This is a genomic window from Porphyrobacter sp. AAP82 (assembly GCF_000331285.1).
GTDB lineage: Bacteria > Pseudomonadota > Alphaproteobacteria > Sphingomonadales > Sphingomonadaceae > Erythrobacter.
Map to the genome: position 1 here is coordinate 1 of NZ_ANFX01000035.1, position 21200 is coordinate 21200.

The window sequence follows — 21200 nt, forward strand, 5'->3', positions numbered from 1 at the left end:
ATGAGGGGTCCCTTTTAGACGCCGATCACCCCGCTAACGGGGTCCCTTTTGCACGCCGGTCCACACCATACAACCTGCGATCTGCAAATTCTATTAGTTGCGCGGTTTCTAGACCACTCACGGAGCGATGTGAACGCACAGAGTTTATAAAAATCCATTTATATCAATGTCTTAATGGCATATAATTTGCGTGTACAACTATCCTGTCTAGCTCGCAATTGGGCATGCCGTAGAGGTGGATGGTCATGCGGGTCTCGCCTTGATGCGGTGCTCCGCGCTCCTCGCAATGACGCGCGGGAGGGTCAAGAGCGCGGCGCCAGATGCGCGTCGGCAATCGCCACCGCCAGCGCATCGGCCGCGTCGCTGCCCGCGATCTGGACGCCGGGGAGCAGCACCTTGACCATCGCGGCGACCTGCGCCTTTTCCGCCGCGCCGGTGCCGGTCACCGCCTTCTTGACGAGCCGCGCGGCGTGTTCGTTCACGCCGAGGCCCGCCGCCCCGCACGCCGCCAGCACGCTGCCGCGCGCCTGGGCGAGCTTGAGCGTGGATTGCGGGTTCTTGTTGACGAAGATTTCCTCGGCGGCCGCACGGTCGGGGCGGTGTTCGGCGATCACCGCGGCGAGCCCCGCCTGCAAGGCCGCCAGCCGTTCGGCCATCGGCGCTGCGGGATCGGTCCTGATCTGGCCATTGGCGACATGGCCGATCCGCGCGCCCTCGGCGCGGATCACGCCCCAGCCGGTCGAGGACAGCGAGGGATCGAGGCCGAGGATCAGCATGGCTCCTCCCTGCCCGTGCCGGGGAGGATCAGGAGAGCTTCTCCATCACCGCATCGGGGATCTCGTAATTGCCCCACACGGTCTGCACGTCATCGTCATCGTCCAATGTGTCGATCAGCTTCATCAGCGTGCCGGCAACCTCTTCGTTGACCTCGACGCTCAGCACCGGCTTCCATGCGAGCTTCACATTGTCGGCCGGGCCGAGTACCTTTTCGAGCTCGCCCGCGACGCCATGGAGGCTATCTGCGGCGGTCCAGATGGTGTGGCCGTCTTCCGAGCTTTCCACATCATCCGCGCCCGCCTCGATCGCGGCCTCGAGGACCTTTTCCTCGTCGCCCACGCTCGCGCTGTATTCGATCAGCCCGCGCCGCTCGAAGCCGTGGCTCACCGAGCCTTCCGAGCCGAGGTTTCCGCCGTTCTTGCTGAACGCGGTGCGCACGTTGGTCGCGGTGCGGTTGCGGTTGTCGGTCAGTGCCTCGACGATCAGCGCCACGCCGCCCGGGCCATAGCCTTCGTAGCGGATCTCGACATAGTCCTCGCCGCCGGCCTGGCCCGCCTTGTCGATGGCGCGCTGGATATTGTCCTTGGGCATCGATTGCGCGCGCGCGGCGTTGACCGCGAGGCGCAGGCGCGGGTTCATGTCGGGATCGGGCATGCCCATCTTGGCCGCCACGGTGATCTCGCGGCTGAGCTTGGAGAACATCGCCGCGCGTTTCTTGTCCTGCGCGCCCTTGCGATGCATGATGTTCTTGAACTTGGAATGGCCTGCCATTGGATGACTTCACCGGAAATGTTGGAGATGTGGGGGCGCGCCTTACTCCGGAGCACGCGGGGGACGCAAGGGCGCGCGCGCCGGACTTTCGCGCAAGGCTGTCCGAGGCGGCGCGCTTCATGCTGCGCCCGGCCTACGCCGCGCAGCCCGTGGCATCGCCGGGCGAGCGGGCGCGCGTGCTGCTGGCGGCGGGCGCGCTGCACCTCGTGCTGCTCGCCGCCCTCATCGGCCCGCTGTGGCTGGCGAGCCGCAGCGCCGGCGTCCTGCCAGCCCCCGATGCCGAGGCCGGAAGCCTCGCGGCCAGCCCGCTCGCCTTTCTGGTGATTGCCCCGCTGCTCGAGGAACTGGTGTTCCGCGGCTGGCTCACCGGACGGGTCGCGGCTCTGCGCTTTGCGGCTTGCGGCTTTGCGGCGCTGGCGCTGATGCTGGCGGGGGTGGCGCTGGTGCCCGATCACGGCCGCGCACTGGCATGGGCGGGCGCAGGCGTCGCGCTGGCGGGCCTCGTCCACTGGAGCCTGACCCGCGAACGCGAGCATGCCCGCACAGTGCCGCCCGCCTACATCCGCCACTTCGGCGGGATCGTGTGGGCACAGGCGCTGCTGTTCGGTGCGATCCACCTCGGCAACTACGCCGATCTCGCCAGCCCGCTGGGGCTCGCCGTGGTGCTGCCGCAGGTGCTGGGCGGGTTGCTGCTCGCCTTCATCCGCACCCGTGCCGGGCTGGCGGCGGGGATGGCCTATCATGCGGGCTATAATGCGCTGGTGCTCGCGGGCGGATACCTGCTCGCCTAGGGCGCGATATCGAAATGCAGCGCGGTGATCTCCTCGCTGGCGAGCTTGCGATAGAGCCTGCGGGCCGGTTCGTCCTCGGGGACGATGTCGGCCTGGACGAAGATCGTCCACGCGCCGATGTCGCGGGCGATGGCGCGCAAGGCGTCGATCAGGGCGGTGGCGATGCCCTGCCGCCGCGCGCTTTCCAGCACCGCGAGGTCGTAGATGTAGATCTCGCTGCGGGCCTGTTCGAACTTGGGCAGCACATAGGCCGCGAGCGCGCCCACCGCCACGCCATTGGCTTTGGCCAGCAATGCGATGTGGTTCGGGTTGGCGAGCCACTGTGCCGCCCATGCCGCATCGAGCGGGGCGGCGGCATAGCTCTCCGGGTCCCCGAAGCCTTCCGCGAAGACCGCGTTCATCGCCCGCAGGCCCGCGACGTCGCCGGAAGCGAGGCGGCGGACCGCGGTCATGGCGATCAGATCCTGACCGCGGTCCCGCTGGCGCTGACCATCAGCATCGAGCCGGTATCGCCGATCACTTCGTAATCGAGGTCGATCCCCACCACCGCGTTCGCGCCGCGCGCGGCGGCTTCGGATTGCAGTTCCTCGATCGCCTGGTTGCGGGCGTCGGCAAGGATGCGCTCGTAGGAGCCCGAACGCCCGCCAACGATGTCGCGCACGCTGGCGAAGAGGTCGCGGAACAGGTTGGCGCCGACGATCACCTCGCCGGTGACGATGCCGAGGTAGTCCTGGATCGGACGGCCCTCGAGCGTGGGGGTGGTGCTGACGATGACGCCGCGCGCGTCTTTCCAGGGGGATGCCATCGGTCTCTCTCCTTCAAAAAGCTGTGTTACCGGGATAACACGGGCCCGTGAGGTTTCAATGACAGATCATTGCGCGGCCGCCATGCCTTACGCCATCCCGAGCGCGGCCTTGTAGGTTTCGAGCAGCATGTCCTGCTCGCTGCGGTCGTCGGGCTTCATCTTTCTGAGGCGCACGATCTGGCGCATGATCTTGGGATCATAGCCGACCGCCTTGGCCTCCATATAGACGTCGCGGATGTCGTCGGCGATGCCCTTCTTTTCTTCCTCGAGGCGTTCGATGCGCTCGATCAGCAGGCGCAGGCGGTCGTCGGCGGTTTCGGCCATGGGGGGCTCCATCATGGGTGAGAATCGGTTGGCGGGGAATAGCCAGCCGCCGCCCGCGATTGAACCGCCCGCGAAAATTAATCCTGTGCGTTCTTCGCGACACTGGCCGCCATGCGGGCGAGCTGTTCCTCGGTCGCGGGGGTCTGGCGGGTCGCCTTCCATTCGCCGCTGGGCATGCCGTGGATGACCTCGCGCGCGGCTTCCTTGTCGCCATCATAACCCGCATCGCGGATCCAGTCGGCAAGGCAGTTGCGGCAGAAGCCTGCAAGGCCCATCAGATCGATGTTCTGCGCATCGTGGCGGCGGCGCAAGTGGCGCACCAGCCGGCGGAAGGCGGCAGCGGCCTGGGCATCGTCCAGTGCGTCGAGCGGATCGGCATTGCTATTCATCGCGGCTTTTCCTTGAGTTGAAATGCGCCTGTGCCATAGGCTCCCTCCAAGAGGGATAGCCAATAATGACACGACGGATCGACCCGCGCGGCCGCAAGGTCAAGATTCTCGCCACGATCGGCCCGGCAAGCCGCTCACCCGAGATGCTCGAGCGGCTGGTGCGCGCCGGCGCGGATGCCTTCCGCCTCAACATGAGCCACGGCACGCACGCCGATCACGAGCCCGTGGTCGCCGCGATCCGCGCGCTGGAAAAGCAGTTTGCGCGCCCCATCGCGATCCTTGCCGACCTGCAAGGCCCCAAGCTGCGCGTGGGCACCTTTGCCGAAGGCCAGGCGGTGATCCGCCATTCGGGCCACTTCGTGCTCGACCGCGATCCGGCGCCGGGCGATCACAACCGCGTATGCCTGCCGCACCCCGAACTGTTCGGGATCATGGAGCGCGGCCAGCGGCTGCTCATCAATGACGGCAAGATCCGCTTGAAGGTTCTGGAAGCCGACGAAAGCCGCATCCTGTGCTCGGCCGAGGTCGGCGGGGTGATTTCGGACCGCAAGGGTGTCAACGTCCCCGATGCCGAGGTGCCGATCCCGGCGCTGACCGAAAAGGACCGCCGCGATCTCGCCTTCGCCACCGATCAGGGCGCGGACTGGATCGCGCTCTCCTTCGTGCAGCGGCCCGAGGACATCGCCGAGGCGCGCAAGCTGATCGGCACCCATGGCACGGCGATCTGCGCCAAGATCGAAAAGCCCAAGGCGGTCGACCGGCTGGATGCGATCATCGAACTGGCCGACGGCGTCATGGTCGCGCGCGGGGACCTTGGCGTGGAGCTCGAACCCTACGAGGTTCCGCCGCTCCAGAAGAAGATCGTCAACATGGCGCGCGGCGCGGGCAAGCCGGTGATCGTGGCGACGCAGATGCTCGAATCGATGATCGAGGCGCCGACGCCGACCCGCGCGGAAGTCTCGGACGTTGCCAACGCGGTCTATGACGGGGCCGACGCGGTGATGCTCTCGGCCGAAAGCGCGGCGGGCGCGTGGCCCGAGGAATCGGTCGCGATGATGGACAAGATCGCGGTGCAGGTCGAAAGCGACGAGGGTTACAAGGCGCGGGTGCGGTTCCTCGAGACGCCGCCCGATGCGACCACTTCGGACGCGCTCGCCCACGCCTGCATGACCATCGCCGATACGGTGCCGATCAGCGCGATCACCGTGTTCACCACCAGCGGTTCGACCGCGCGGCGCGTGGCACGCGAGCGCCCGGCGACCCCGATGCTGGTGCTCACCCCCTCAACCCGCACCGCGCGCCGGGTTGCGCTGCTGTGGGGCGCGCATGCCGTGGCGACCAAGGACATCGGCAGCTTCGAGGAGATGATCGGCAAGGGCAAGCGCATGGCGCTGCGCCACAGCCTCGCCAGCGCGGGGGCCAAGCTGATCGTGCTCGCGGGGGTGCCGTTCGGAACCCCGGGGGCGACCAACCTGCTGCATGTCGTGACCGTGACCGGCGACGAGCTGGAAAAGCACAAGGGCTAAGAGCGGAGACTCCGCCTCAGAACGACTGGCTGACCCTGACGTTGATGCGCGGGGTCTTGTCGCCGGTGTCGTAGCGATCTTCGGTGAGCGGCACCGCGATTTCGAAATCGAGGTCGAGATCGCGGGTGATGTCGGTGCGCAGGCCCGCGCCGCTCGATGCCAGCGAGCCGCTGCCGCGCCCGGCGGCGAGGTTCGAAACCGTGCCAGCATCGGCGAAGGCATAGAGCTGCACGTTGCGCACCGCGCCCAGCGCGCGCGGCCAATCGTAGCGCAGTTCGGCGAGCCCCGCCGCGCCCTGGTCACCCACCCTTTGGGCAAAGTCGTAACCGCGCAGGAACTGCCCGCCGCCCAGCGAGAAGGTCTCGCCGATCAGCAAGGGTGCGGTGGAAAGCTGGCCGGTGCTGGCGAGCTGGAGGCTGACCCGCGGGGCGATCCCGCGCCGCCAGTTGATCCACAAGCTCAGTGTGGTGAAATCGGGCTCGGCATCGATCCGCGAGGCGAGCGCGCTGCCGGTCGGCGTCGCCCCGAAGGCCGGGATGCCTTGGCTCACGGTGGCGCGGCCCTGGAGATTGCCGCCGGCGAAGGGCGCAAAGCCGTAGAAGCCGAGCCGGGCGAGTGCGATCCGGTCGTGCCGCGCGCGCACGCCGAGGCTGTCCTGCGAGAGATCCTGCAATTCCGCGCTCGCCTCGATCCACAGGCTGCGCCGCTGCGCGCGCAGCAGCGGATGGCGGATGCGGATGCCGCCCTGGAGTGCCTCGCCCTGCAATTGGCGGCTGGCCAGATAGGCGCCGGGTTCGGTGCGCGAATAGGAGCCGAAGGCGCCCACGGTGGTGCCCGCATCATTGATGGCCACGCTGTAGCGCGCACTGAAGAAGGCGAGTTCCTCGGGGTCGAACGGGGTGGCGGAAAAGCTGAGATCCACGCGATCGCGCGACGAGATGAGGCCATTGGCGTCGACTTCGATGCGCGCGCGGATCGGGCCGAGCGGCTTGGTGCCGTCGGTGGTGGCGATCACGCTGCCGCCGAAATCGCTGCGGGCGGCATCGACCACCAGAATGCGCCGCTCGCCATCGCGCTCGAAACGGGTCGCGCGGATCGACACGCCCGGCAGATCGTCGGCGAGCAACACCTCGCGCTGGAGCGCGGCGAGCGTGACGGGGCGGCCGTCCACCAGGCGTTCGAGCTGGCGGCGGAGCGCGGGATCATCGCTGCCAGCGATGCGCACCGCGTCGATCCGGCCTTCCTCGATCCGCACCCTCAGCATGCCGCCCACCAGTGTCTGTTCGGGGATCCACGCGGTGGCAAGGACATAGCCTTGCGCGCGCGCGCGGGCAGCGATGGCGTCGGTCAGGCGGCCGAGTTCGGCGCGGTCCAGCGGGCGTCCGGCGAAGGGTTCGACCACGGGGGAGAAATCGGCCTGCCGCATCGCGACGAGGCCATCGACCACGATCGCGCCGACATCGAGCACCGGGCCGCCGGATCGCCCGAGCGCGGTGTCGAGCACCGGCAGCACCTCGATCCGCACCTGATCTGTGGCGGGCATGGCCTGTTCGTCGCGGTTCGCCTGGGTCTGCGGATTGGTGCGATCGAACGCATCCTGCGCCGCCAGCGGCCCGGCCGCCAGCGCCGTGAAGGCGCACCCCCATAGATTAACCCGACACAGAATCGCTCTGGCTCCATGAACTGGAAACGAGCAATCGCCCTACATTCCAAAGGTTAACCAGTTCTCCGCCTCAGGCTTTCTTAACCAACCCCGTAAACACGAAATCCGCACCTGTCCGCGTAAAGGCCATGAACGGAGAAGCCTATGCGCCTTGTGCAACGCCTGTTCTTGCCTCTTCTGCTGCTGTTCATCGGCGGGCCCGCGCTTGCGCAGGGCGCGGTGTGGACTGTGTCCGAAGCCAAGGGCGTCGTCACGGTGATCGATTCGCGCGGGTCGCGCCCGGCCAAGGTCGGCACCCAGCTGGCGCCGGGCGCAACCGTGCGGACTGCGGCGCGCGCTTCGGCGGTGCTGGTGCGTGGGCGTGAATTCGTGACGATGCGCCAGAACGCGCAGCTGCGGATCGCTCCGGCCCAGCGCGAGCGCGGGATCATCCAGGTTCTCCAGGACTATGGCAGCGCGCTGTTCAGCATCGGCAAGCAGCCCAATCCGCATTTCGGGGTGGAAACGCCCTATCTGGCGGCGGTGGTGAAGGGCACGACCTTTTTCATAACCGTCACCAATGAAGGCGCGAGCCTGCAAGTCACCGAGGGCGCGGTGGAGACCTCGACGCTCGATGGCGGCGCGGTCGACCTGATCCGGCCCGGTGCGGTCGCAATGATCGCGGCGGCCGATCCGCTGCGCATGGTGGTCGAGGGCGAGGGGCGCCGGGTGATCGATTCGCCGGCGCGCGCTGCGGACCCCGCAGCAGCTCCACCGGCACCGGCTGGTGCGGCACCGGCGCAGGCCCCGCCCGAACCGCCTGCAAGCACGCCGGATAGCAGCCCGCGGATCGATCAGGCGATCGTCAGCACCCCGCAGGATCTCGGCCAGGTCTCGAACGGCTTTGCCAGTGGCGAAGTCGTGGTGCTGGCTGCGGTGGTGGTCTCGGACACGGTCCGCAATGATGGCAATGCGGGCGGCAATTCGGACGGCAACAACGGCGGCAACAGCGGCGTCGGGAACGGAACCGGCAATGGTGGCGGCGCCGGCAACGGCGGCGGCACCCCGGATGACGGCGTCGTCTGCGCCGGCGACACCTGCACGGCCGGCGGGACCGGCAACGGCTCGGGCAGCGGCAACGGCGAGGGCTCCGGCAATGGCAATGGCAATGGCAATGGCAACGGCAACGGCAACGGTAATGGCAATGCCGATGACGATGGCGGCAAGGGCAATGGCTCTGGCGATAGTGACGATGAGTCGGACGGCAACGGCAACGGCAACGGCAACGGCAACGGCAACGATGACGGTGGCAAGGGCTCCGATGAGGCGGACGATGCCGAGGACGATGACGGCAATGGCAACGGCAACGACAACGGCGGCGGCGGTGGCAACGGCAACGGCAACGGCGGCGGAGGTGGGGGCAAGGGTGGCGGGCGTGGCTGGCTTGCGCTCGGCCCCGATGCCGCTGCAGCGCCGCTCGCCCGCCGGGCCTGAGCGGATTGGCCGGCCGCACCATGATCTCGCTGTCCCGCGCCTCCGGCCGCTTCCGCGAAGCGCTGCGTTCGGATAGCTGGCGCACCGCCGCGCTGATGATCGCGGCGCTCGCGCTGCTGGTATCGGCGGCTGCGCTCGCCGGGGCCTTCCGCGCGACCGAGAACCGCGTCGGCGAACTCACCTTCACCCTGTTCGGTCACGAAGCGAGCGGTCAGGTCCATGTCGTCGAGATGGACGCCGCCAGCATGGCCGCGATCCGCCGCTGGCCCTGGCCGCGCGACCATTTTGCGAGGGTGGTGAGCAACCTCGATGCCGCAGGCGTGCGCTCGATCAGCTTCGATGTCGATTTCTCGAGCAGCGCCGATCCTGCCGGCGACGCCGCCTTCGGGGCGGCGATCGCCAAGGCCGGTGCGCCGGTGGCACTGCCGACCTTCGCCCAGGCCGCAGGCTCCGGGGACCACCGCCAGCTCGATTCGCTGCCCATCCCGGGCCTGCGCGAACACGCCCAGCTCGCCTCGGTCTCGGTCGCGCCCGATGCTGACGGCTATGTCCGGCGCCTGCCGTTCGGGACGGTGACCAGCGATACCGCGCGCCCCTCGCTCGCGGCCACCGTCGCCGGGCGCAGCGGGAGCGTGGGGGCCGACTTCCCGGTCGATTACGCGATCGACCCCGCCACCATCCCGCGCCACAGCTTCATCGCCATCGAAAGCGGCGTGTTCCCGCGTGGCAGCCTTGCCGGGAAGGACGTGATCATCGGCGCGACTGCGATCGAGCTGGGCGATCGCTATGCGGTGCCGCATTACGGGGTGATCCCGGGGCTCATCATCCAGGCTCTGGGCGCCGAGACGCTGCGCCGCGGCGTGCCGGTCTACGGCTCGTGGTCGCTGCCGCTGATGCTCTCGGCACTGCCCGCGCTGTTCGTCCTTGCCGCCAGCCGCCGCCGCGCGGCCGCCGTGCGGACCGGCCTTGCCATGCTGGCGTTGGCCGCGGGCTGGCTCGGCGCGCGGCTGGGCCTTTATCTGTGGTTCGAGATTGTCCCGGCGGCTGTGCTGGTGCTGTCGGCAGGCGCGATCCGGTACGTCGTCCTCGCGCACCGCTTCGCCGAGGCGCGGCGCCAGATCGATCCGGGCAGCGGCCTGCCCAACCGCCTCGCGCTCGAAGCGCGCGCCGCAAGTCCTGCCGACCGCTTCGTCATCGCCGCCCAGATCGACGATTTCGACGCGCTCAAACTGGCGATCGAGAGCGAGGACCTCGGCGTCCTGCTGCGGCGGATTGCCGAGCGTCTCAGAGTCGCGAGCGGCGTGCCGGCGATCTATCGCAGCGAGGACCGCACCCTGGTGTGGCTCTCGCCGCTGCCGATCGACGAGCTCGAATCCCAGCTCGATGGCCTGCGCGCGCTGATGCGCAGCCCCTTCGAGCTTGGCGGAAGGCGGCTTGGCGTGTCGCTGACCTTCGGGGTCGCCGATGCCGACATGGGCGATCCTGCCGGCCACGCCGCCCACGCCGCGAGCCTCGCCAAGCGCGCCGGGAAATTCTGGCGGCTCCACACCACCGAGGCGGGCGAGGCGATCAGCGCCGAGCTGTCGCTGCTCGGCGAGCTTGACGAGGCGATCAGGAACCGCCGGATCGCGGTGCTCTACCAGCCCAAGCTCAACCTTGTGACCCGCCGGATCGACGCGGTCGAGGCGCTGGTGCGCTGGAACCACCCCGAGCGCGGGATGCTGCCGCCCGATTGCTTTATCCCGCTGTTCGAGGAGCGCGGGCGGCTCGACGAGGTGACCCTCGCGGTGATCGCGCAGGCGCTCGCCGATGCCGAAGCCTGGCGCGCGCGCGGGCTCCACATCGGTGTGGCCGTCAATATCTCGGCCGCCTTGCTGACCTCGGAAACCTTCGAGGCGCGCGCGCTGGCACTGGTGGCGGCAGCGCCGCTGGCGGCAGGGCAGGTCACCTTCGAGGTCACCGAGAGCGCGCAGTTCGAAGATACCGGCCTTGCCATCGCCGCGCTCGAACGCTTCCGCGCCGCGGGCATCCGCATCTCGATGGACGATTACGGCACCGGCCAGTCGGCGCTCAACTACCTCAAGCTGCTGCCCCTGTCAGAGCTCAAGATCGACCGCATGTTCGTGGCCCAGGCGCATGTCGACAAGGGCGATGCGATGCTGGTGCGATCGACGGTGCAGCTCGCCCACGAACTCGGCCTCAAGGTCGTGGCCGAGGGGATCGAAGAGGGCGCATGCCTCGAATTTCTTGCCCAGATCGGCTGCGATTATGCGCAGGGCTATTTCGTCGGGCGCCCGCTGGCGGCGGCGGACCTTGCGACGCTTGCGGAGGCGACCGTCGGTGTGGACGAAGCCCCCGCGCCGGTTCGCCTGCGGGTCGCATAAGCCTGATCGCGGGCACGCTTCTCATCGACGCTCCGGCCTGTTAGGCTGCCTTCCGGCAAGACACCGGACAAGCGGCGCGGCCTGGCGGAGGACGAGATGAGGCACATCATGATCGCAGCTGTCGCGGCATCCGGGCTGGGTGGCGGGCTGGCGGGCTGCGCCACCACTGGCAGCGCGCCCGATCAGGCGGCGAGCGCGCCCGCAGCACCGGCGGCGGTGACCTGCAACGCCGATCCGGCGCAGGATCACATCGGCCATGACGCGACCCAGGCGATGGGCACCGCGATCCTCAAGGACAGCGGCGCGCGCACCCTGCGCTGGGGTCCGCCGGACAGCGCCTGGACGATGGATTACCGGCAGGACCGCGTGAACGTGCGCTATGACGCGGCGATGAAGATCACGGTCATCACCTGCGGATGACCACAAGGCTGCAAGTGACTTCGGGCTCGCCCTACGAGGCGAGCTTCGGCTTCGCCCGCGCTGTGCGCGAGGGCAACCGCATCATCGTTGCCGGCACCGGCCCGGTCGAACCCGATGGCTCCACCACCCCCGGAGGTGCGGCCGAGCAGGCGGCGCGCTGCTGCACGATCATCCTCGCCGCGATCGAGGCTCTGGGTGGCAGCGCGGCCGATGTGGTGCGCACCCGCATGCTGCTGACCGACCCGGCCGATCAGGACGCGGTCGGCGCGGCCAAGCCCGCCGCGACCATGGCCGGGGTCGCGTGGCTGTGCCGTCCCGAATGGCGCATCGAGATCGAAGCCGAAGCGGTGGTGCCGGGCTGATGAAGCGGATCGGCGTCTATCTGGTGGCGGTTATCGCGGGCCTCGCACTCGGGCTCGGCAGCGCCTTGTGGCTGGCGGGGCTGTGGCCGGCGCGCAGCACCCTGGCGTTCGGCGATGTCGATGTCGGCGGCTGGCGCAGCGACTTTGCGGCGGGGTCCGAGGCCGCCGATCCCTACACCCGCGCCCGCGTCGCGCGGCACGGCTTGCTGGCGCTCGCCAAGACCGAGGCGGTCTATTTCACCCGCGCAGCGGACGATGCCGGCGCGCCCTTGCGCGAGGCCTGCACCTATCGCCTTTCGGGTGGGCCGATGCCGGCCGGGTGGTGGTCGGTGACACTCTATGACCGGCAAAGCATGCTCCCGCCCAACACCGACGGCGCGCTCAGCATCGATGCGACCCGCGGCGGGGGCGGCGCCTGGTCGGCGCTGATCGCGCCTGCGCGGCCGGCGGGCGAGGGGCTGTGGATCTCGAGCCGGGGCGCGGGGACCTTCGACCTCACCTTGCGGCTCTACATGCCCGAGGCCGGGCTGCTGACCGATCCCGATGCAGCGCTGAGCCCGCCGCGCCTCGAACGGCTTTCCTGCGGTGGGGAGGACAAGCGATGAAGCGCTGGACCGGACCGGTCGCGGTGATGCTGCTGTGCGCTGCGGGGACGCATGTCTTGACGCTCCACCTTGCCCCCGCGGTGATCATGGACCGCGCGATGGCGGCGCTGGCGGCGCGCGGGGTTGCGCTTCATGCCTTCACCACCCCGCAGCGGGTGACGCCGCAGAGCCAGCAGGTGGTGCGCTCATCGCCCGATCTCTATTATGCCCTGTGCCGCTATGACCTTGCGGGCGCGGATGCGCCGCTTGCGGTGAGGATGGGCAACTGGCCCGATTACCAGTCGCTGTCCTTCTTCGACGCCCGCACCGACAATTTCGCGACCCTGCGCGCAACGGGGCGCGGGATCGCGGTGCGCCTGCTGCCGCCGGGCAGCGCGCCGCAGGAGGGTGAGATCGTCAGCCCGAGCGAGCGGGGCGTGATCCTGATCCGCCGTCTCGCCCCCACCGCACAGCGCTTTGCCGCCGCTGCCGAGGCAGGCAAGGCCGATGCCTGCAAGCTCGAGAACGTCAGCGGCTGACCCGCGCCGCCTGCGCCTCGACCAGCGCGATCAGCGCATCGAGATCGGCCAGCCCGTCCAGCTCCGAAGCGCTCACCAGCACCTCGGGCACCGGGCCCGCGGTGCCGAGCAGGATCGCGGGCAGGGGCAAATCGCGCGTGTCGAGCGTATCGCGGAACTCGTCGCGGTAGAGGAACAGGCTCGCCATATCCGTGCGCGCAAGGAAGGCGCGCCACGCCGGGCGCTTCGCCACCGCGCCATAGGTCAACGCGCAGAGCGAGCAGGGATAGGTCGCCGGGCTCGCCAGCTTGTGCACCGCATCGCGGGCGGCGTCGAGGAGGCCTCCATCGGCGTTGTAGACGAAGATGAGTGTTCGCATTTGTCTGACCCTTCGCCTGGATACGAGCGGCTTCGCGCGCCGGATGTGATCCGCATCAAATCGGGATGCGACCTTCAGCAAACGTGTCCGAGCCTAGCAAAATTCCGCTTAGCCCCCACGCCGCCCGCTCTTTTCCGTTGCGCCCAACGCCGCTAGAGCATTCTCCATGCACGGACAATTCCAACTCACCGACGATCAGCTGGCAATCCGCGAGGTTGCGCAGCGATTTACCGCCGATAACATCACCCCCTTCGCTGCCGAATGGGATGAAAAGCACATCTTCCCGAAGGATGTGATCAAGCGCAGCGCCGAGCTCGGCTTCGGGGCGATCTATGTGTCCGAGGCTTCGGGCGGGATCGGCCTCGGGCGGCTGGAAGCGGCGCTGATCATGGAGGCGATGGCCTATGGCTGCCCTTCTACATCCGCCTTCATCTCGATCCACAACATGGCCGCGTGGATGATCGACCAGTTCGGCGGGGCCGAGGTCAAGGCGAAGTATCTGCCCGATCTCGTCACCATGGAAAAGATCGCCAGCTACGCCCTGACCGAGCCGGGCAGCGGATCGGACGCGGCCGCCTTGAAGGCGAGCGCGCGGCTGGATGGCGACCACTATGTTCTGAACGGCACCAAGCAGTTCATCTCGGGCGGCGGGGTCAATGATGTCTATGTCACGATGGTGCGCACCGGCGATCACAAGACCAAGGGCATCACCTGCCTTGTCATCGACAAGGACACCCCCGGGGTCAGCTTCGGCGCGCCCGAGAAGAAGCTCGGCTGGAACGCCTCGCCCACCGCGCAGGTGATTTTTGAAGATGCGCGCGTGCCCGTGGCAAACCGTGTGGGTGACGAGGGCGAGGGGTTCCGCTTCGCGATGATGGGGCTCGATGGCGGGCGCCTCAATATCGGCGCGTGTTCGCTGGGCGGGGCGCAGCGCTGCCTGGACGAGGCGATCCAGTATACCAAGGACCGCAAGCAGTTCGACCAGCCGGTCGCCGATTTCCAGAACACCCAGTTCATGCTCGCAGACATGGCGACCGATCTGGAGGCGGCGCGCGCGCTGCTCTATCTGGCCGCCGCCAAGGTCACCGACAACGCGCCCGACAAGTCGCGTTTCTCGGCGATGGCCAAGCGCCTCGCGACCGACAGCGGATCAAAGATCGTCAACGACGCGCTGCAACTGTTCGGCGGCTATGGCTATCTCAAGGACTATCCGATCGAACGCTTCTGGCGTGATCTGCGCGTGCACTCGATCCTCGAAGGCACCAACCAGGTGATGCGCATGATCGTGGGCCGCGATCTGCTGCGCCAATGAAACGGATGGCGTAATGGGGACAAGGCTGGCCCTGACGACATTGGTGGTGCCCGATTACGATGCGGGGATCGCGTTCTGTGTCGATGCGCTCGGGCTCGATCTGATCGAGGACACCGACATGGGCGGCGGCAAGCGCTGGGTGGTGGTCGGCGGCAGCGAGGGCGGACGGCTCCTCATCGCCCGCGCCGCGACCCCGGGACAGACCGCCGCGATCGGCAACCAGACCGGCGGCCGGGTGGGCTTTTTCGCCCATACGCAAGATTTCGCAGGGACCCATGCACGGCTCGTCGAAGCTGGCGTGAATTTCCATGAAGAACCGCGCCACGAAAGCTATGGCACGGTAGCGGTGTTCAGCGATCCCTTCGGCAATCGCTGGGACCTGGTCGAACCGAGAGAGCAGGGGCAATGACTGACGACGTTCTGATCCGGGTGAATGGCCCCATCGGCCATATCAGCCTCAACCGGCCCAAGGCGCTCCACGCGCTGACGCTGCCGATGTGCCACGCGATGAGCGCTGCCCTGTCCGATTGGGCGGGCGATGATGCCATCAAGGCGGTGATCCTCGACCATGACGAGGGCCGCGGTTTCTGCGCGGGCGGCGATATCGCCTTCCTCAGGGAATCGGCCTTGAACGACAACGGCGTGTCAGGCCGCAGGTTCTTCCACGACGAATACCAATTGAACCACCAGATGTTCACCTATGCCAAACCCATCGTCGCCTTCATGGACGGCATCACGATGGGCGGGGGCGTGGGCATCTCGCAGCCGGCCAAATACCGTGTCGCCACCGAGAACACGCGCTTCGCCATGCCCGAGACTGGCATCGGCCTGTTCCCCGATGTCGGCGGCGGCTGGTATCTCTCGCGGCTCGGACGGCGGCTCGGGCAGTTCCTGGCATTGACCGGGGCGCGGCTCGACGGGGCCGAATGCCTGTGGACCGGGCTTGCCACCCACTATGTCCCGCATGACAAGCTGAAGGACATCAAGGCGCGCATCCACGATCACCCCGACCGGATCGCGGGCATCCTCAGCGAGCCGACCGGGACGCCGCCCAAGGCGCGGATCGAGGCCAATGCCGACAGAATCGCCAAGCACTTCGCCTCGGACAGCTACGAGGACATCCTCGCCAGCCTCGAAGCGGCGATCGCCGCCGGGGACGACTGGGCGGTGAAGGAGCGCGACACGCTCGGCACCAAGAGCCCGCAGACCTGCAAGGTGGCGCTGCGCCAGCTCGCACAGAGCGCGGCTCTGACCGATTTTGCCGACAACATGCGGATGGAATACCGCATCGCGAGCCGCGTGCTGACCCGCCCCGATTTCGCCGAGGGCGTGCGTGCGGTGATCGTCGACAAGACCAATGATCCCAAGTGGGACCCGGCCACCCCCGAGGAGGTCGGCGAGGACCTGATCGACGCGATCTTCGCTCCGCTGCCGGCGGGCGAGGAATGGGCGCCGCTCCCTAGCTAATCCGTCATTCCCGCGCTTGCGGGAAACCCGCTAGGCTTCGCTTGCGAACCCGGCACGCCAGACAGGCCCCCGCCCGCGCGGGGGCGACGAGGAAAGACCATGGCTTACGAAACCATCACCGCCGAAACCGACGCCCGCGGGACCAAGGGCGTCACGCTGCTGACCATCAATCGCCCGCAGGCCTTGAATGCATTGAATTCGCAGGTCCTCGCCGAACTGATCACGGCCTTCGCGGCCTATCAGGCCGATGCCACCCAGCTGTGCGCGATCCTCACCGGCAGCGGCGACAAGGCCTTTGCTGCGGGCGCCGACATCAAGGAAATGGCCGACAAGCCGGCGGCAGACTTCTACCTCGACGATTTCTTCGGGCCGTGGACGAGCGAGATCGTCAAGAAGACGCGCAAGCCCTGGATCGCGGCCGTCAACGGCTTCGCGCTGGGCGGCGGGTGCGAGCTCGCCATGATGGCGGATTTCATCATCGCGTCCGACAAGGCGAAGTTCGGCCAGCCCGAGATCAAGCTCGGCGTCGCCCCCGGGATGGGCGGATCGCAGCGCCTGACCCGCGCGATCGGCAAGGCGAAGAGCATGGAAATGTGCCTCACCGGCCGGATGATGAACGCGGAAGAAGCCGAGCGCAGCAACCTCGTCGCCCGCGTGGTGCCGCATGAGGAGCTGATCGCCGAGACCTTGAAGACCGCTGCGACCATCGCCGCCATGCCGCCGATGGCAACCATCGCCAACAAGGAGATGGTCAACTCGGCCTTCGAGATGACGCTCGATCAGGGCCTGATCGTCGAACGCCGGATCTTCCAGATCCTCACCGCGAGCGAGGACAAGGCCGAAGGCATGGCCGCCTTCATCGAAAAGCGCGAAGGGCAGTGGAAGGGGCGGTAAGGCCCTGCCACGAGGGGAGAGTGACATGAAAATAGCCTTCATCGGCCTCGGCAACATGGGCGGCGGGATGGCCGCGAACCTGGTGAAGGCGGGGCATGAGGTCCGCGCCTTCGACCTCAGCGAAGCCGCGCTTGCCGCCGCGCGCGAGGCGGGGTGCAGCACTTATCCAACCGCCAAGGAGGCCTGCCAGGGCGCCGAGGCCGTCGTCTCGATGCTGCCCAATGGCGCCATCGTGAAGTCGGTCTATTGGAACGAGGTGATCGGCCATGCTCCTGAAGGCGCGATCCTGCTCGATTGTTCGACCATCGATGTCGCCACCGCGCGCGAGGTGATCTCCGTCACGCAAGCCCACGGTTACCAGATGGTCGATGCCCCCGTCAGCGGCGGGATTGCAGCGGCGGCGGGCGGCACGCTCACCTTCATGGTCGGCGGCTCGGACGAGGCTTTCGCCCGCGCGCAGCCGATCCTCGCCGCGATGGGCAAGGCGGTGATCCATGCCGGCGCTGCCGGCAATGGTCAGGCGGCCAAGATCTGCAACAACATGCTGCTCGCGATCCACATGATCGGCACCTGCGAGGCCTTTGCCATGGCGGACAAGCTGGGGCTCGACGCGCAGACCTTCTACGACATTTCCAGTGTCTCGTCGGGCCAGTGCTGGTCGATGACAAGCTACTGCCCGGTGCCCGGGGTCGGGCCGGTCACGCCTGCGGACAACGGCTATCAGGGCGGGTTCGCCGCCGGGCTGATGCTCAAGGACTTGAAGCTTGCGATGGAAGCGGCGGCGGGGGCGGGGGCCAAGGTCGAATTGGGCGAGCATGCCCGCGCGCTCTACGAGGCCTTCGCTGCCGGGAACGCCGCGACCGATTTCTCGGGGATCATCCGCACGCTATAGCGCCAGCGCGCCGGCCTTGGGGCAGGACCTGGCGCCCGCGCGGGCGAGCTGCGCGGCTGCTGCCGCATCGCTGCGCTTCAGCTGGGTGATGCTGGTTTCAAGCGAGCGGCAGTCGAAGTCGGCGCCCTTCTCGAGGCTCGCGGTCGCCATCTCGGCGAAAGCGGCGGGCGGCAGGACCTGCACCCCGCGGCGCAGGAACCGCGAGCGCCAGCGTTCGGCACGCACCACGATGGCGACCATCGTCGCCTGGCCCTCGCCGCCGGGCGCACCGACGATCGCCGGGCCGAGCTCCCCCAGCAGGGCGTCGGGCGTCTCGTTGCGCAGGAACAGCGCGACATAGCGGCGGGCGGCTTCGGCGCGGTCGCCTGCGGCAAGCGCGATGCGCAGCACGGCCTCCTGCGCCACCGGCTCGCGCCAGCCGCGCTTGCCGGCGATCTGGATGGTCTGGCCCGCGGTCTCGGTCTCGCCCGCGCGCGCCTGTGCGGCGGCAAGCAGCAGGAGATTTTCGGACGGGATCGGTCGCCGCCGGACCAGCTTGCGCGTTTCCGCAAGCGCGACCCCGGGCGTCTTGGTGGCAAGCGCGTCCATGGCCACGTGCACCTGCGCGAAATTGCGCAGCGGCTCGGGCACCAGCGGGACGAGCTGCGGCGTGCCGCGCGCGCCGAAGTCTAGCTGCAATCCTGCGGTCAGCAGCGCGATACCCGCGAGCGCGGCGAGCCAGACGATCCGGCCGATCATGCGGAGGCCTCTGTCGCGGCAGCAGGCTTGGGCCCGGGGGCCGCAATGCGGGCGAGCATCAAGAGCGCGAAGCCCGCCATGGCGAGGATCGTCTGGTTGCGCAGCGGATAGTCGGTGATCGATTGCAGGGCGATCGCCAGCAGGAAGCCGCTTCCCGCCCAGGCCGCCCAGCGCAGCTGGGACGTGCGCGCGCGCCAGGTCAGCCAGGCGACCAGCACCAGCCACAGGCCCGCCAGTGCGATCCCGGCAGCGCCCGCCTCGATGGCAAGCTCGAGATAGTCGTTATGCGCGCGCCCGGCGCGGCGCAGGGTCAGGTTCTCGAGCGATTCGTTGACGAGGTAGATCTCGTCGAAGGTCCCCATCCCGGTCCCGACCGGCCAGTAGCGCTCGGCGCTGTAGGTCGCATCGTCCCAGATGAAGCGGCGCGGATCGTCCTTGGCCTCGAAACGCTCGATCGCCTCGCCGATGCGCCCGGGCGCAGCGACGACCAGCATGCCGCCGCCAGCCCCGACCAGTGCGAGCGCGCCGAAGCCGATCATCGCCGCCCGCGCGGCCGAGGGGGTATTGCGCCGGTGCAGCAGCGCGCCCGCCGCCCGCGCCAGGCCCAGCAGCACCGGCAGCAGCGCCAGCACGATCGCGGTGCGCGACTGGGTCAACCCGGTCGCCACCAACAGCAGCAGGCACACGCCAAGCCGGGCCGGAAGCAGCGCGGGATGCGGGCGCGGCACAGGCAGCAGCGCGGCAAGTCCCAGCGCGAAGGTCAGGAACAGGCCGGTCGAATTGCGGTTGGCAAAGGTCCCGAGCAGCAGCTTGCCCGGGCTGCGCGCGCCGTAGAGCGTCCCCTCGTCGCCGCGCGCGCCGAGCTGGACAAGCGCGAGCAGCACCGTGACGAGCCCGAGCCCGACCACGATCCAGCCGAGATCGATCAGGCGTTCGCGCGGCAGCGTCCAACCTGCGCAGATGATCCCCAGCGGGGTGACCAGCGCGCTCAGCGCCAGCAGGGTGCGCAGGGGATTGACGCTGGCCGGCATCCAGCCGCCGCCGCCGCCCGCCTGTTCGAGCGCGCGCTCGACTAGCGGGCCGGCCGGGAGCGTGGTCCACAGCGATTCGGGCAGGGGGATGATCTGCGCCAGCGGCAGTGCCAGCGAGAGGATGACCAAGGCGCGCAAGGCGCGCGGCGATTCGCGCCAGAAGGCGGTGAAGCTCTCGCGCCGGACGGCAAGTGCCACCAGTGCCGCAAGCTGCACCGCCAGATTGCCAAGCGCCGCGCCGATCCCGCCCCCGCCGCACAGGAAGGCAACCAGCAGCACGGCTGCCAGCAGCAGGAAGGAAGGCCGGTCGGCGGCAGGGGTTTTCAAGTGGCGGGTCCGCGAAACGAATCGGATCGGGCTGTGGTGCAGCCGGTCTTCAGGCTGCCCCAAACGAAAACGCCCGGCACTGGGTACCGGGCGTCAAATCGCTAATTCAAGTCTTTCGCCCGAGGCACGAGCGATCAGCAGGTACCCGGCGACACGCAGCCGTCGTCGCCGCTGCTGGCGGCCGTGGCGATGCCGCCGATGACCGCAGCGATCGCAAGGCCACCAAGGATCAGTTCGCCAGCACCGAGGCCGAGACCGGCTTCGCCCTGGCCTTCGCCGTCAGCAGCGCGGCCGAGGCCCGGCGCCGCGTTCGAGGTGCTGTAGGTGCCAGCGCTGTCACCTGCGCGGGTGTTGGCCTGGGCCATGATCGGCGCAGCAACGAGGCCCAAAGCGGCAGTGGCAGCCATCAAACGGGTCACGGTCTTGGTCATGTTGAAGCCCTCTAAACTAATCCCTCGGGATATTGCGTAGTGCAATGCAGCATCTTTGGCAACCACTCATTAGCGCGGTTTGGTAAACGAAGCGTCGCCGGGCGATCTTGCGTGGCGCAAAAGCGACAGGCCGAAGCAGGTGCCTGGAACATCACGGTTACCGGTTCCCGTTAACGGGGCTTCCGGGATCGAGCAAGGGCGCAAACCGGGAGATGTCACCGCCGAGAATCACTCTATCGCCGCAAACCAGCCAGGCGTGGGCTTCGAAGCTTCCGTCAGGCCGGCGCGCCGTACCGACGACAATGCTGGCGGCGATCCCGCGGCGCAGGAGCATCGCCTGCCCGGCAAGCGCCTGGACCAGACAATCGGCGCGCCACGGCAGGCGCGGGACGACACGCGGGATGGCAAAGGCGATCCTTGCGCATCCCCCGGCGGCGGCGGACCCGGTAACAGGCGGGCGGCGGCGCGCGGCACGTGCTGCGGCATCGGCATTGCGGCGCAGCACGCCATCAGGTCCGGTGCGGTGGAGAATCAGCCGGGCATGGGCCAGCGCAACCAGCGCCTCCACGCCAAGCGCGATCACGACCGGGAGGGGGTATGCCCTTTGCTTCATGCATTCGGCCGCAAGCACGGGCGCGTTCAGGCCGGCTCGATCAGATCGTTGGCGGCAAGTTCGCCCAGCAGATCGCGCAGGTCCGTCTCCAGCCGTTCGGGCGCGACATCATAGGTTTCGAGCAACGCCGGACAGATCGTCGCCGGCAGCTCGCCCTCCTGAAGCGCCTCCCACAGCTTCGCCCCGATGGGATCGAGCCCGTAATAGGTGCCGTTGCCCAGATGCAGGATCACCGTCTCGTCGGCGACAGCATTGGCAATGGCCTGGTCGCTGATGCGCCACTGCGATTGAAGGAGGTCGGACACTGTGGTTTCCTTGATGCATATTCG

Annotated in this window: 26 protein-coding genes; 13 read left to right on the forward strand and 13 right to left on the reverse strand. The window is 68.3% G+C overall.

Annotated features, from left to right (window positions below):
• Positions 1-302 precede the first annotated feature (302 nt).
• Together ruvC and D620_RS0111295 are read right to left on the reverse strand one after the other, a co-directional pair.
• Entirely contained in the window at positions 303-776 is a 474-nt protein-coding gene (gene ruvC, locus D620_RS0111290; RefSeq protein ID WP_017665920.1) for a crossover junction endodeoxyribonuclease RuvC, read from the reverse strand.
• 28 nt (positions 777-804) lie between these two features.
• Positions 805-1548: a YebC/PmpR family DNA-binding transcriptional regulator gene (locus D620_RS0111295; protein WP_017665921.1), complete on the reverse strand. Its 744-nt coding sequence runs from the start codon at positions 1546-1548 to the stop codon at positions 805-807.
• Positions 1549-1667: 119 nt separating this feature from the next.
• Here D620_RS0111295 and D620_RS0111300 point away from each other — a divergent pair, with 119 nt between their 5' ends.
• Positions 1668-2339, forward strand: coding sequence for a type II CAAX prenyl endopeptidase Rce1 family protein (locus D620_RS0111300; RefSeq protein ID WP_017665922.1), 672 nt, complete (start codon positions 1668-1670; stop codon positions 2337-2339).
• Here D620_RS0111300 and D620_RS0111305 read toward each other — a convergent pair.
• The 4 genes from D620_RS0111305 to D620_RS0111320 all read right to left on the reverse strand — a co-directional run bounded on the left by D620_RS0111305 (position 2336) and on the right by D620_RS0111320 (position 3857).
• Positions 2336-2791, reverse strand: coding sequence for a GNAT family N-acetyltransferase (locus D620_RS0111305; protein ID WP_017665923.1), 456 nt, complete (start codon positions 2789-2791; stop codon positions 2336-2338). The genes D620_RS0111300 and D620_RS0111305 overlap by 4 nt on opposite strands.
• 5 nt (positions 2792-2796) lie before the next feature.
• Positions 2797-3144 (reverse strand): heavy metal-binding domain-containing protein, encoded by a 348-nt coding sequence (locus D620_RS0111310; protein WP_017665924.1) that lies wholly within the window; start codon positions 3142-3144, stop codon positions 2797-2799.
• Positions 3145-3231: 87 nt separating this feature from the next.
• The gene (locus tag D620_RS0111315; RefSeq protein ID WP_026092160.1) at positions 3232-3468 is read right to left on the reverse strand and encodes a DUF2312 domain-containing protein; all 237 of its coding nucleotides are present in this window, start codon (positions 3466-3468) and stop codon (positions 3232-3234) included.
• Between the two features lie 77 nt (positions 3469-3545).
• Positions 3546-3857 (reverse strand): DUF1244 domain-containing protein, encoded by a 312-nt coding sequence (locus D620_RS0111320; protein ID WP_017665926.1) that lies wholly within the window; start codon positions 3855-3857, stop codon positions 3546-3548.
• 65 nt (positions 3858-3922) lie between these two features.
• Here D620_RS0111320 and pyk point away from each other — a divergent pair, with 65 nt between their 5' ends.
• A complete protein-coding gene (gene pyk, locus D620_RS0111325) occupies positions 3923-5383 on the forward strand; it encodes a pyruvate kinase (RefSeq protein ID WP_017665927.1) in 1461 nt (486 codons plus the stop codon).
• Between the two features lie 16 nt (positions 5384-5399).
• Here the strand turns inward: pyk and D620_RS0111330 are convergent, their stop codons facing one another.
• On the reverse strand, positions 5400-6926 hold the full coding sequence (locus tag D620_RS0111330; RefSeq protein WP_017665928.1) for a ShlB/FhaC/HecB family hemolysin secretion/activation protein: 1527 nt from the start codon (positions 6924-6926) through the stop codon (positions 5400-5402).
• Positions 6927-7214: 288 nt separating this feature from the next.
• On the opposite strand from D620_RS0111330, the gene D620_RS15565 reads away from it, so the two are divergent.
• The 6 genes from D620_RS15565 to D620_RS0111360 all read left to right on the forward strand — a co-directional run bounded on the left by D620_RS15565 (position 7215) and on the right by D620_RS0111360 (position 12808).
• On the forward strand, positions 7215-8519 hold the full coding sequence (locus D620_RS15565) for a FecR domain-containing protein (protein WP_196795280.1): 1305 nt from the start codon (positions 7215-7217) through the stop codon (positions 8517-8519).
• A 20-nt stretch (positions 8520-8539) separates the two neighbouring features.
• The gene (locus D620_RS15280) at positions 8540-10903 is read left to right on the forward strand and encodes an EAL domain-containing protein (protein ID WP_017665930.1); all 2364 of its coding nucleotides are present in this window, start codon (positions 8540-8542) and stop codon (positions 10901-10903) included.
• A 108-nt stretch (positions 10904-11011) separates the two neighbouring features.
• The gene (locus D620_RS0111345; RefSeq protein ID WP_155800124.1) at positions 11012-11323 is read left to right on the forward strand and encodes an I78 family peptidase inhibitor; all 312 of its coding nucleotides are present in this window, start codon (positions 11012-11014) and stop codon (positions 11321-11323) included.
• Positions 11320-11685: a RidA family protein gene (locus D620_RS0111350; protein ID WP_017665932.1), complete on the forward strand. Its 366-nt coding sequence runs from the start codon at positions 11320-11322 to the stop codon at positions 11683-11685. The genes D620_RS0111345 and D620_RS0111350 overlap by 4 nt, the downstream gene beginning before the upstream one ends.
• Positions 11685-12290: a DUF1214 domain-containing protein gene (locus D620_RS15285; protein ID WP_017665933.1), complete on the forward strand. Its 606-nt coding sequence runs from the start codon at positions 11685-11687 to the stop codon at positions 12288-12290. The genes D620_RS0111350 and D620_RS15285 overlap by 1 nt, the downstream gene beginning before the upstream one ends.
• On the forward strand, positions 12287-12808 hold the full coding sequence (locus D620_RS0111360; RefSeq protein WP_017665934.1) for a DUF1254 domain-containing protein: 522 nt from the start codon (positions 12287-12289) through the stop codon (positions 12806-12808). Before D620_RS15285 ends, D620_RS0111360 begins: the two co-directional genes overlap by 4 nt.
• On the opposite strand, the gene D620_RS0111365 is transcribed toward D620_RS0111360, so the two are convergent.
• Entirely contained in the window at positions 12798-13166 is a 369-nt protein-coding gene (locus D620_RS0111365) for a hypothetical protein (RefSeq protein WP_017665935.1), read from the reverse strand. The genes D620_RS0111360 and D620_RS0111365 overlap by 11 nt on opposite strands.
• Before the next feature lie 166 nt (positions 13167-13332).
• On the opposite strand from D620_RS0111365, the gene D620_RS0111370 reads away from it, so the two are divergent.
• From D620_RS0111370 to mmsB, 5 genes are all read left to right on the forward strand, one after another.
• Positions 13333-14478: an acyl-CoA dehydrogenase family protein gene (locus D620_RS0111370; RefSeq protein ID WP_017665936.1), complete on the forward strand. Its 1146-nt coding sequence runs from the start codon at positions 13333-13335 to the stop codon at positions 14476-14478.
• Positions 14479-14491: 13 nt separating this feature from the next.
• A complete protein-coding gene (locus D620_RS0111375; protein WP_026092161.1) occupies positions 14492-14887 on the forward strand; it encodes a VOC family protein in 396 nt (131 codons plus the stop codon).
• Complete coding sequence (locus tag D620_RS0111380; RefSeq protein WP_017665938.1) at positions 14884-15945, forward strand: enoyl-CoA hydratase/isomerase family protein; 1062 nt, start codon at positions 14884-14886, stop codon at positions 15943-15945. Before D620_RS0111375 ends, D620_RS0111380 begins: the two co-directional genes overlap by 4 nt.
• A 99-nt stretch (positions 15946-16044) precedes the next feature.
• Positions 16045-16839 carry an enoyl-CoA hydratase-related protein gene (locus D620_RS0111385; RefSeq protein ID WP_017665939.1) on the forward strand — a complete coding sequence of 265 codons (795 nt, stop codon included), beginning with the start codon at positions 16045-16047 and terminating at the stop codon, positions 16837-16839.
• A 25-nt stretch (positions 16840-16864) separates the two neighbouring features.
• A complete protein-coding gene (gene mmsB / locus D620_RS0111390) occupies positions 16865-17731 on the forward strand; it encodes a 3-hydroxyisobutyrate dehydrogenase (RefSeq protein ID WP_017665940.1) in 867 nt (288 codons plus the stop codon).
• On the opposite strand, the gene D620_RS0111395 is transcribed toward mmsB, so the two are convergent.
• From D620_RS0111395 to D620_RS16655, 5 genes are all read right to left on the reverse strand, one after another.
• The gene (locus tag D620_RS0111395) at positions 17726-18469 is read right to left on the reverse strand and encodes a hypothetical protein (protein WP_017665941.1); all 744 of its coding nucleotides are present in this window, start codon (positions 18467-18469) and stop codon (positions 17726-17728) included. The two genes, mmsB and D620_RS0111395, sit on opposite strands and share 6 nt — an antisense overlap.
• Positions 18466-19827: an O-antigen ligase family protein gene (locus D620_RS0111400; protein WP_017665942.1), complete on the reverse strand. Its 1362-nt coding sequence runs from the start codon at positions 19825-19827 to the stop codon at positions 18466-18468. The genes D620_RS0111395 and D620_RS0111400 overlap by 4 nt, the downstream gene beginning before the upstream one ends.
• Positions 19828-19961: 134 nt before the next feature.
• Positions 19962-20258: a hypothetical protein gene (locus tag D620_RS15290; RefSeq protein WP_017665943.1), complete on the reverse strand. Its 297-nt coding sequence runs from the start codon at positions 20256-20258 to the stop codon at positions 19962-19964.
• Between the two features lie 157 nt (positions 20259-20415).
• Complete coding sequence (locus D620_RS15850) at positions 20416-20871, reverse strand: lasso peptide biosynthesis B2 protein (protein WP_017665944.1); 456 nt, start codon at positions 20869-20871, stop codon at positions 20416-20418.
• Between the two features lie 26 nt (positions 20872-20897).
• The gene (locus tag D620_RS16655; RefSeq protein WP_017665945.1) at positions 20898-21176 is read right to left on the reverse strand and encodes a PqqD family protein; all 279 of its coding nucleotides are present in this window, start codon (positions 21174-21176) and stop codon (positions 20898-20900) included.
• Between the last annotated feature and the right edge of the window lie 24 nt (positions 21177-21200).

Excerpts from the sequence above, each read along its gene's own strand:
- D620_RS15280 (WP_017665930.1), top strand. The coding sequence starts at position 8,540 with ATGATCTCGCTGTCCCGCGCCTCCGGCCGCTTCCGCGAAGCGCTGCGT.
- D620_RS0111365 (WP_017665935.1), bottom strand. The coding sequence starts at position 13,166 with ATGCGAACACTCATCTTCGTCTACAACGCCGATGGAGGCCTCCTCGAC.
- D620_RS0111310 (WP_017665924.1), bottom strand. The coding sequence starts at position 3,144 with ATGGCATCCCCCTGGAAAGACGCGCGCGGCGTCATCGTCAGCACCACC.
- D620_RS15290 (WP_017665943.1), bottom strand. The coding sequence starts at position 20,258 with ATGACCAAGACCGTGACCCGTTTGATGGCTGCCACTGCCGCTTTGGGC.
- mmsB (WP_017665940.1), top strand. The coding sequence starts at position 16,865 with ATGAAAATAGCCTTCATCGGCCTCGGCAACATGGGCGGCGGGATGGCC.
- D620_RS0111350 (WP_017665932.1), top strand. The coding sequence starts at position 11,320 with ATGACCACAAGGCTGCAAGTGACTTCGGGCTCGCCCTACGAGGCGAGC.
- D620_RS0111370 (WP_017665936.1), top strand. The coding sequence starts at position 13,333 with ATGCACGGACAATTCCAACTCACCGACGATCAGCTGGCAATCCGCGAG.
- D620_RS0111300 (WP_017665922.1), top strand. The coding sequence starts at position 1,668 with ATGCTGCGCCCGGCCTACGCCGCGCAGCCCGTGGCATCGCCGGGCGAG.
- D620_RS0111380 (WP_017665938.1), top strand. The coding sequence starts at position 14,884 with ATGACTGACGACGTTCTGATCCGGGTGAATGGCCCCATCGGCCATATC.
- D620_RS0111305 (WP_017665923.1), bottom strand. The coding sequence starts at position 2,791 with ATGACCGCGGTCCGCCGCCTCGCTTCCGGCGACGTCGCGGGCCTGCGG.
- D620_RS0111320 (WP_017665926.1), bottom strand. The coding sequence starts at position 3,857 with ATGAATAGCAATGCCGATCCGCTCGACGCACTGGACGATGCCCAGGCC.
- D620_RS0111330 (WP_017665928.1), bottom strand. The coding sequence starts at position 6,926 with ATGCCCGCCACAGATCAGGTGCGGATCGAGGTGCTGCCGGTGCTCGAC.
- D620_RS0111315 (WP_026092160.1), bottom strand. The coding sequence starts at position 3,468 with ATGGCCGAAACCGCCGACGACCGCCTGCGCCTGCTGATCGAGCGCATC.
- D620_RS0111395 (WP_017665941.1), bottom strand. The coding sequence starts at position 18,469 with ATGATCGGCCGGATCGTCTGGCTCGCCGCGCTCGCGGGTATCGCGCTG.
- D620_RS0111375 (WP_026092161.1), top strand. The coding sequence starts at position 14,492 with ATGGGGACAAGGCTGGCCCTGACGACATTGGTGGTGCCCGATTACGAT.
- D620_RS15850 (WP_017665944.1), bottom strand. The coding sequence starts at position 20,871 with ATGAAGCAAAGGGCATACCCCCTCCCGGTCGTGATCGCGCTTGGCGTG.
- D620_RS15285 (WP_017665933.1), top strand. The coding sequence starts at position 11,685 with ATGAAGCGGATCGGCGTCTATCTGGTGGCGGTTATCGCGGGCCTCGCA.
- D620_RS0111385 (WP_017665939.1), top strand. The coding sequence starts at position 16,045 with ATGGCTTACGAAACCATCACCGCCGAAACCGACGCCCGCGGGACCAAG.
- pyk (WP_017665927.1), top strand. The coding sequence starts at position 3,923 with ATGACACGACGGATCGACCCGCGCGGCCGCAAGGTCAAGATTCTCGCC.
- ruvC (WP_017665920.1), bottom strand. The coding sequence starts at position 776 with ATGCTGATCCTCGGCCTCGATCCCTCGCTGTCCTCGACCGGCTGGGGC.
- D620_RS0111360 (WP_017665934.1), top strand. The coding sequence starts at position 12,287 with ATGAAGCGCTGGACCGGACCGGTCGCGGTGATGCTGCTGTGCGCTGCG.
- D620_RS0111295 (WP_017665921.1), bottom strand. The coding sequence starts at position 1,548 with ATGGCAGGCCATTCCAAGTTCAAGAACATCATGCATCGCAAGGGCGCG.
- D620_RS0111345 (WP_155800124.1), top strand. The coding sequence starts at position 11,012 with ATGATCGCAGCTGTCGCGGCATCCGGGCTGGGTGGCGGGCTGGCGGGC.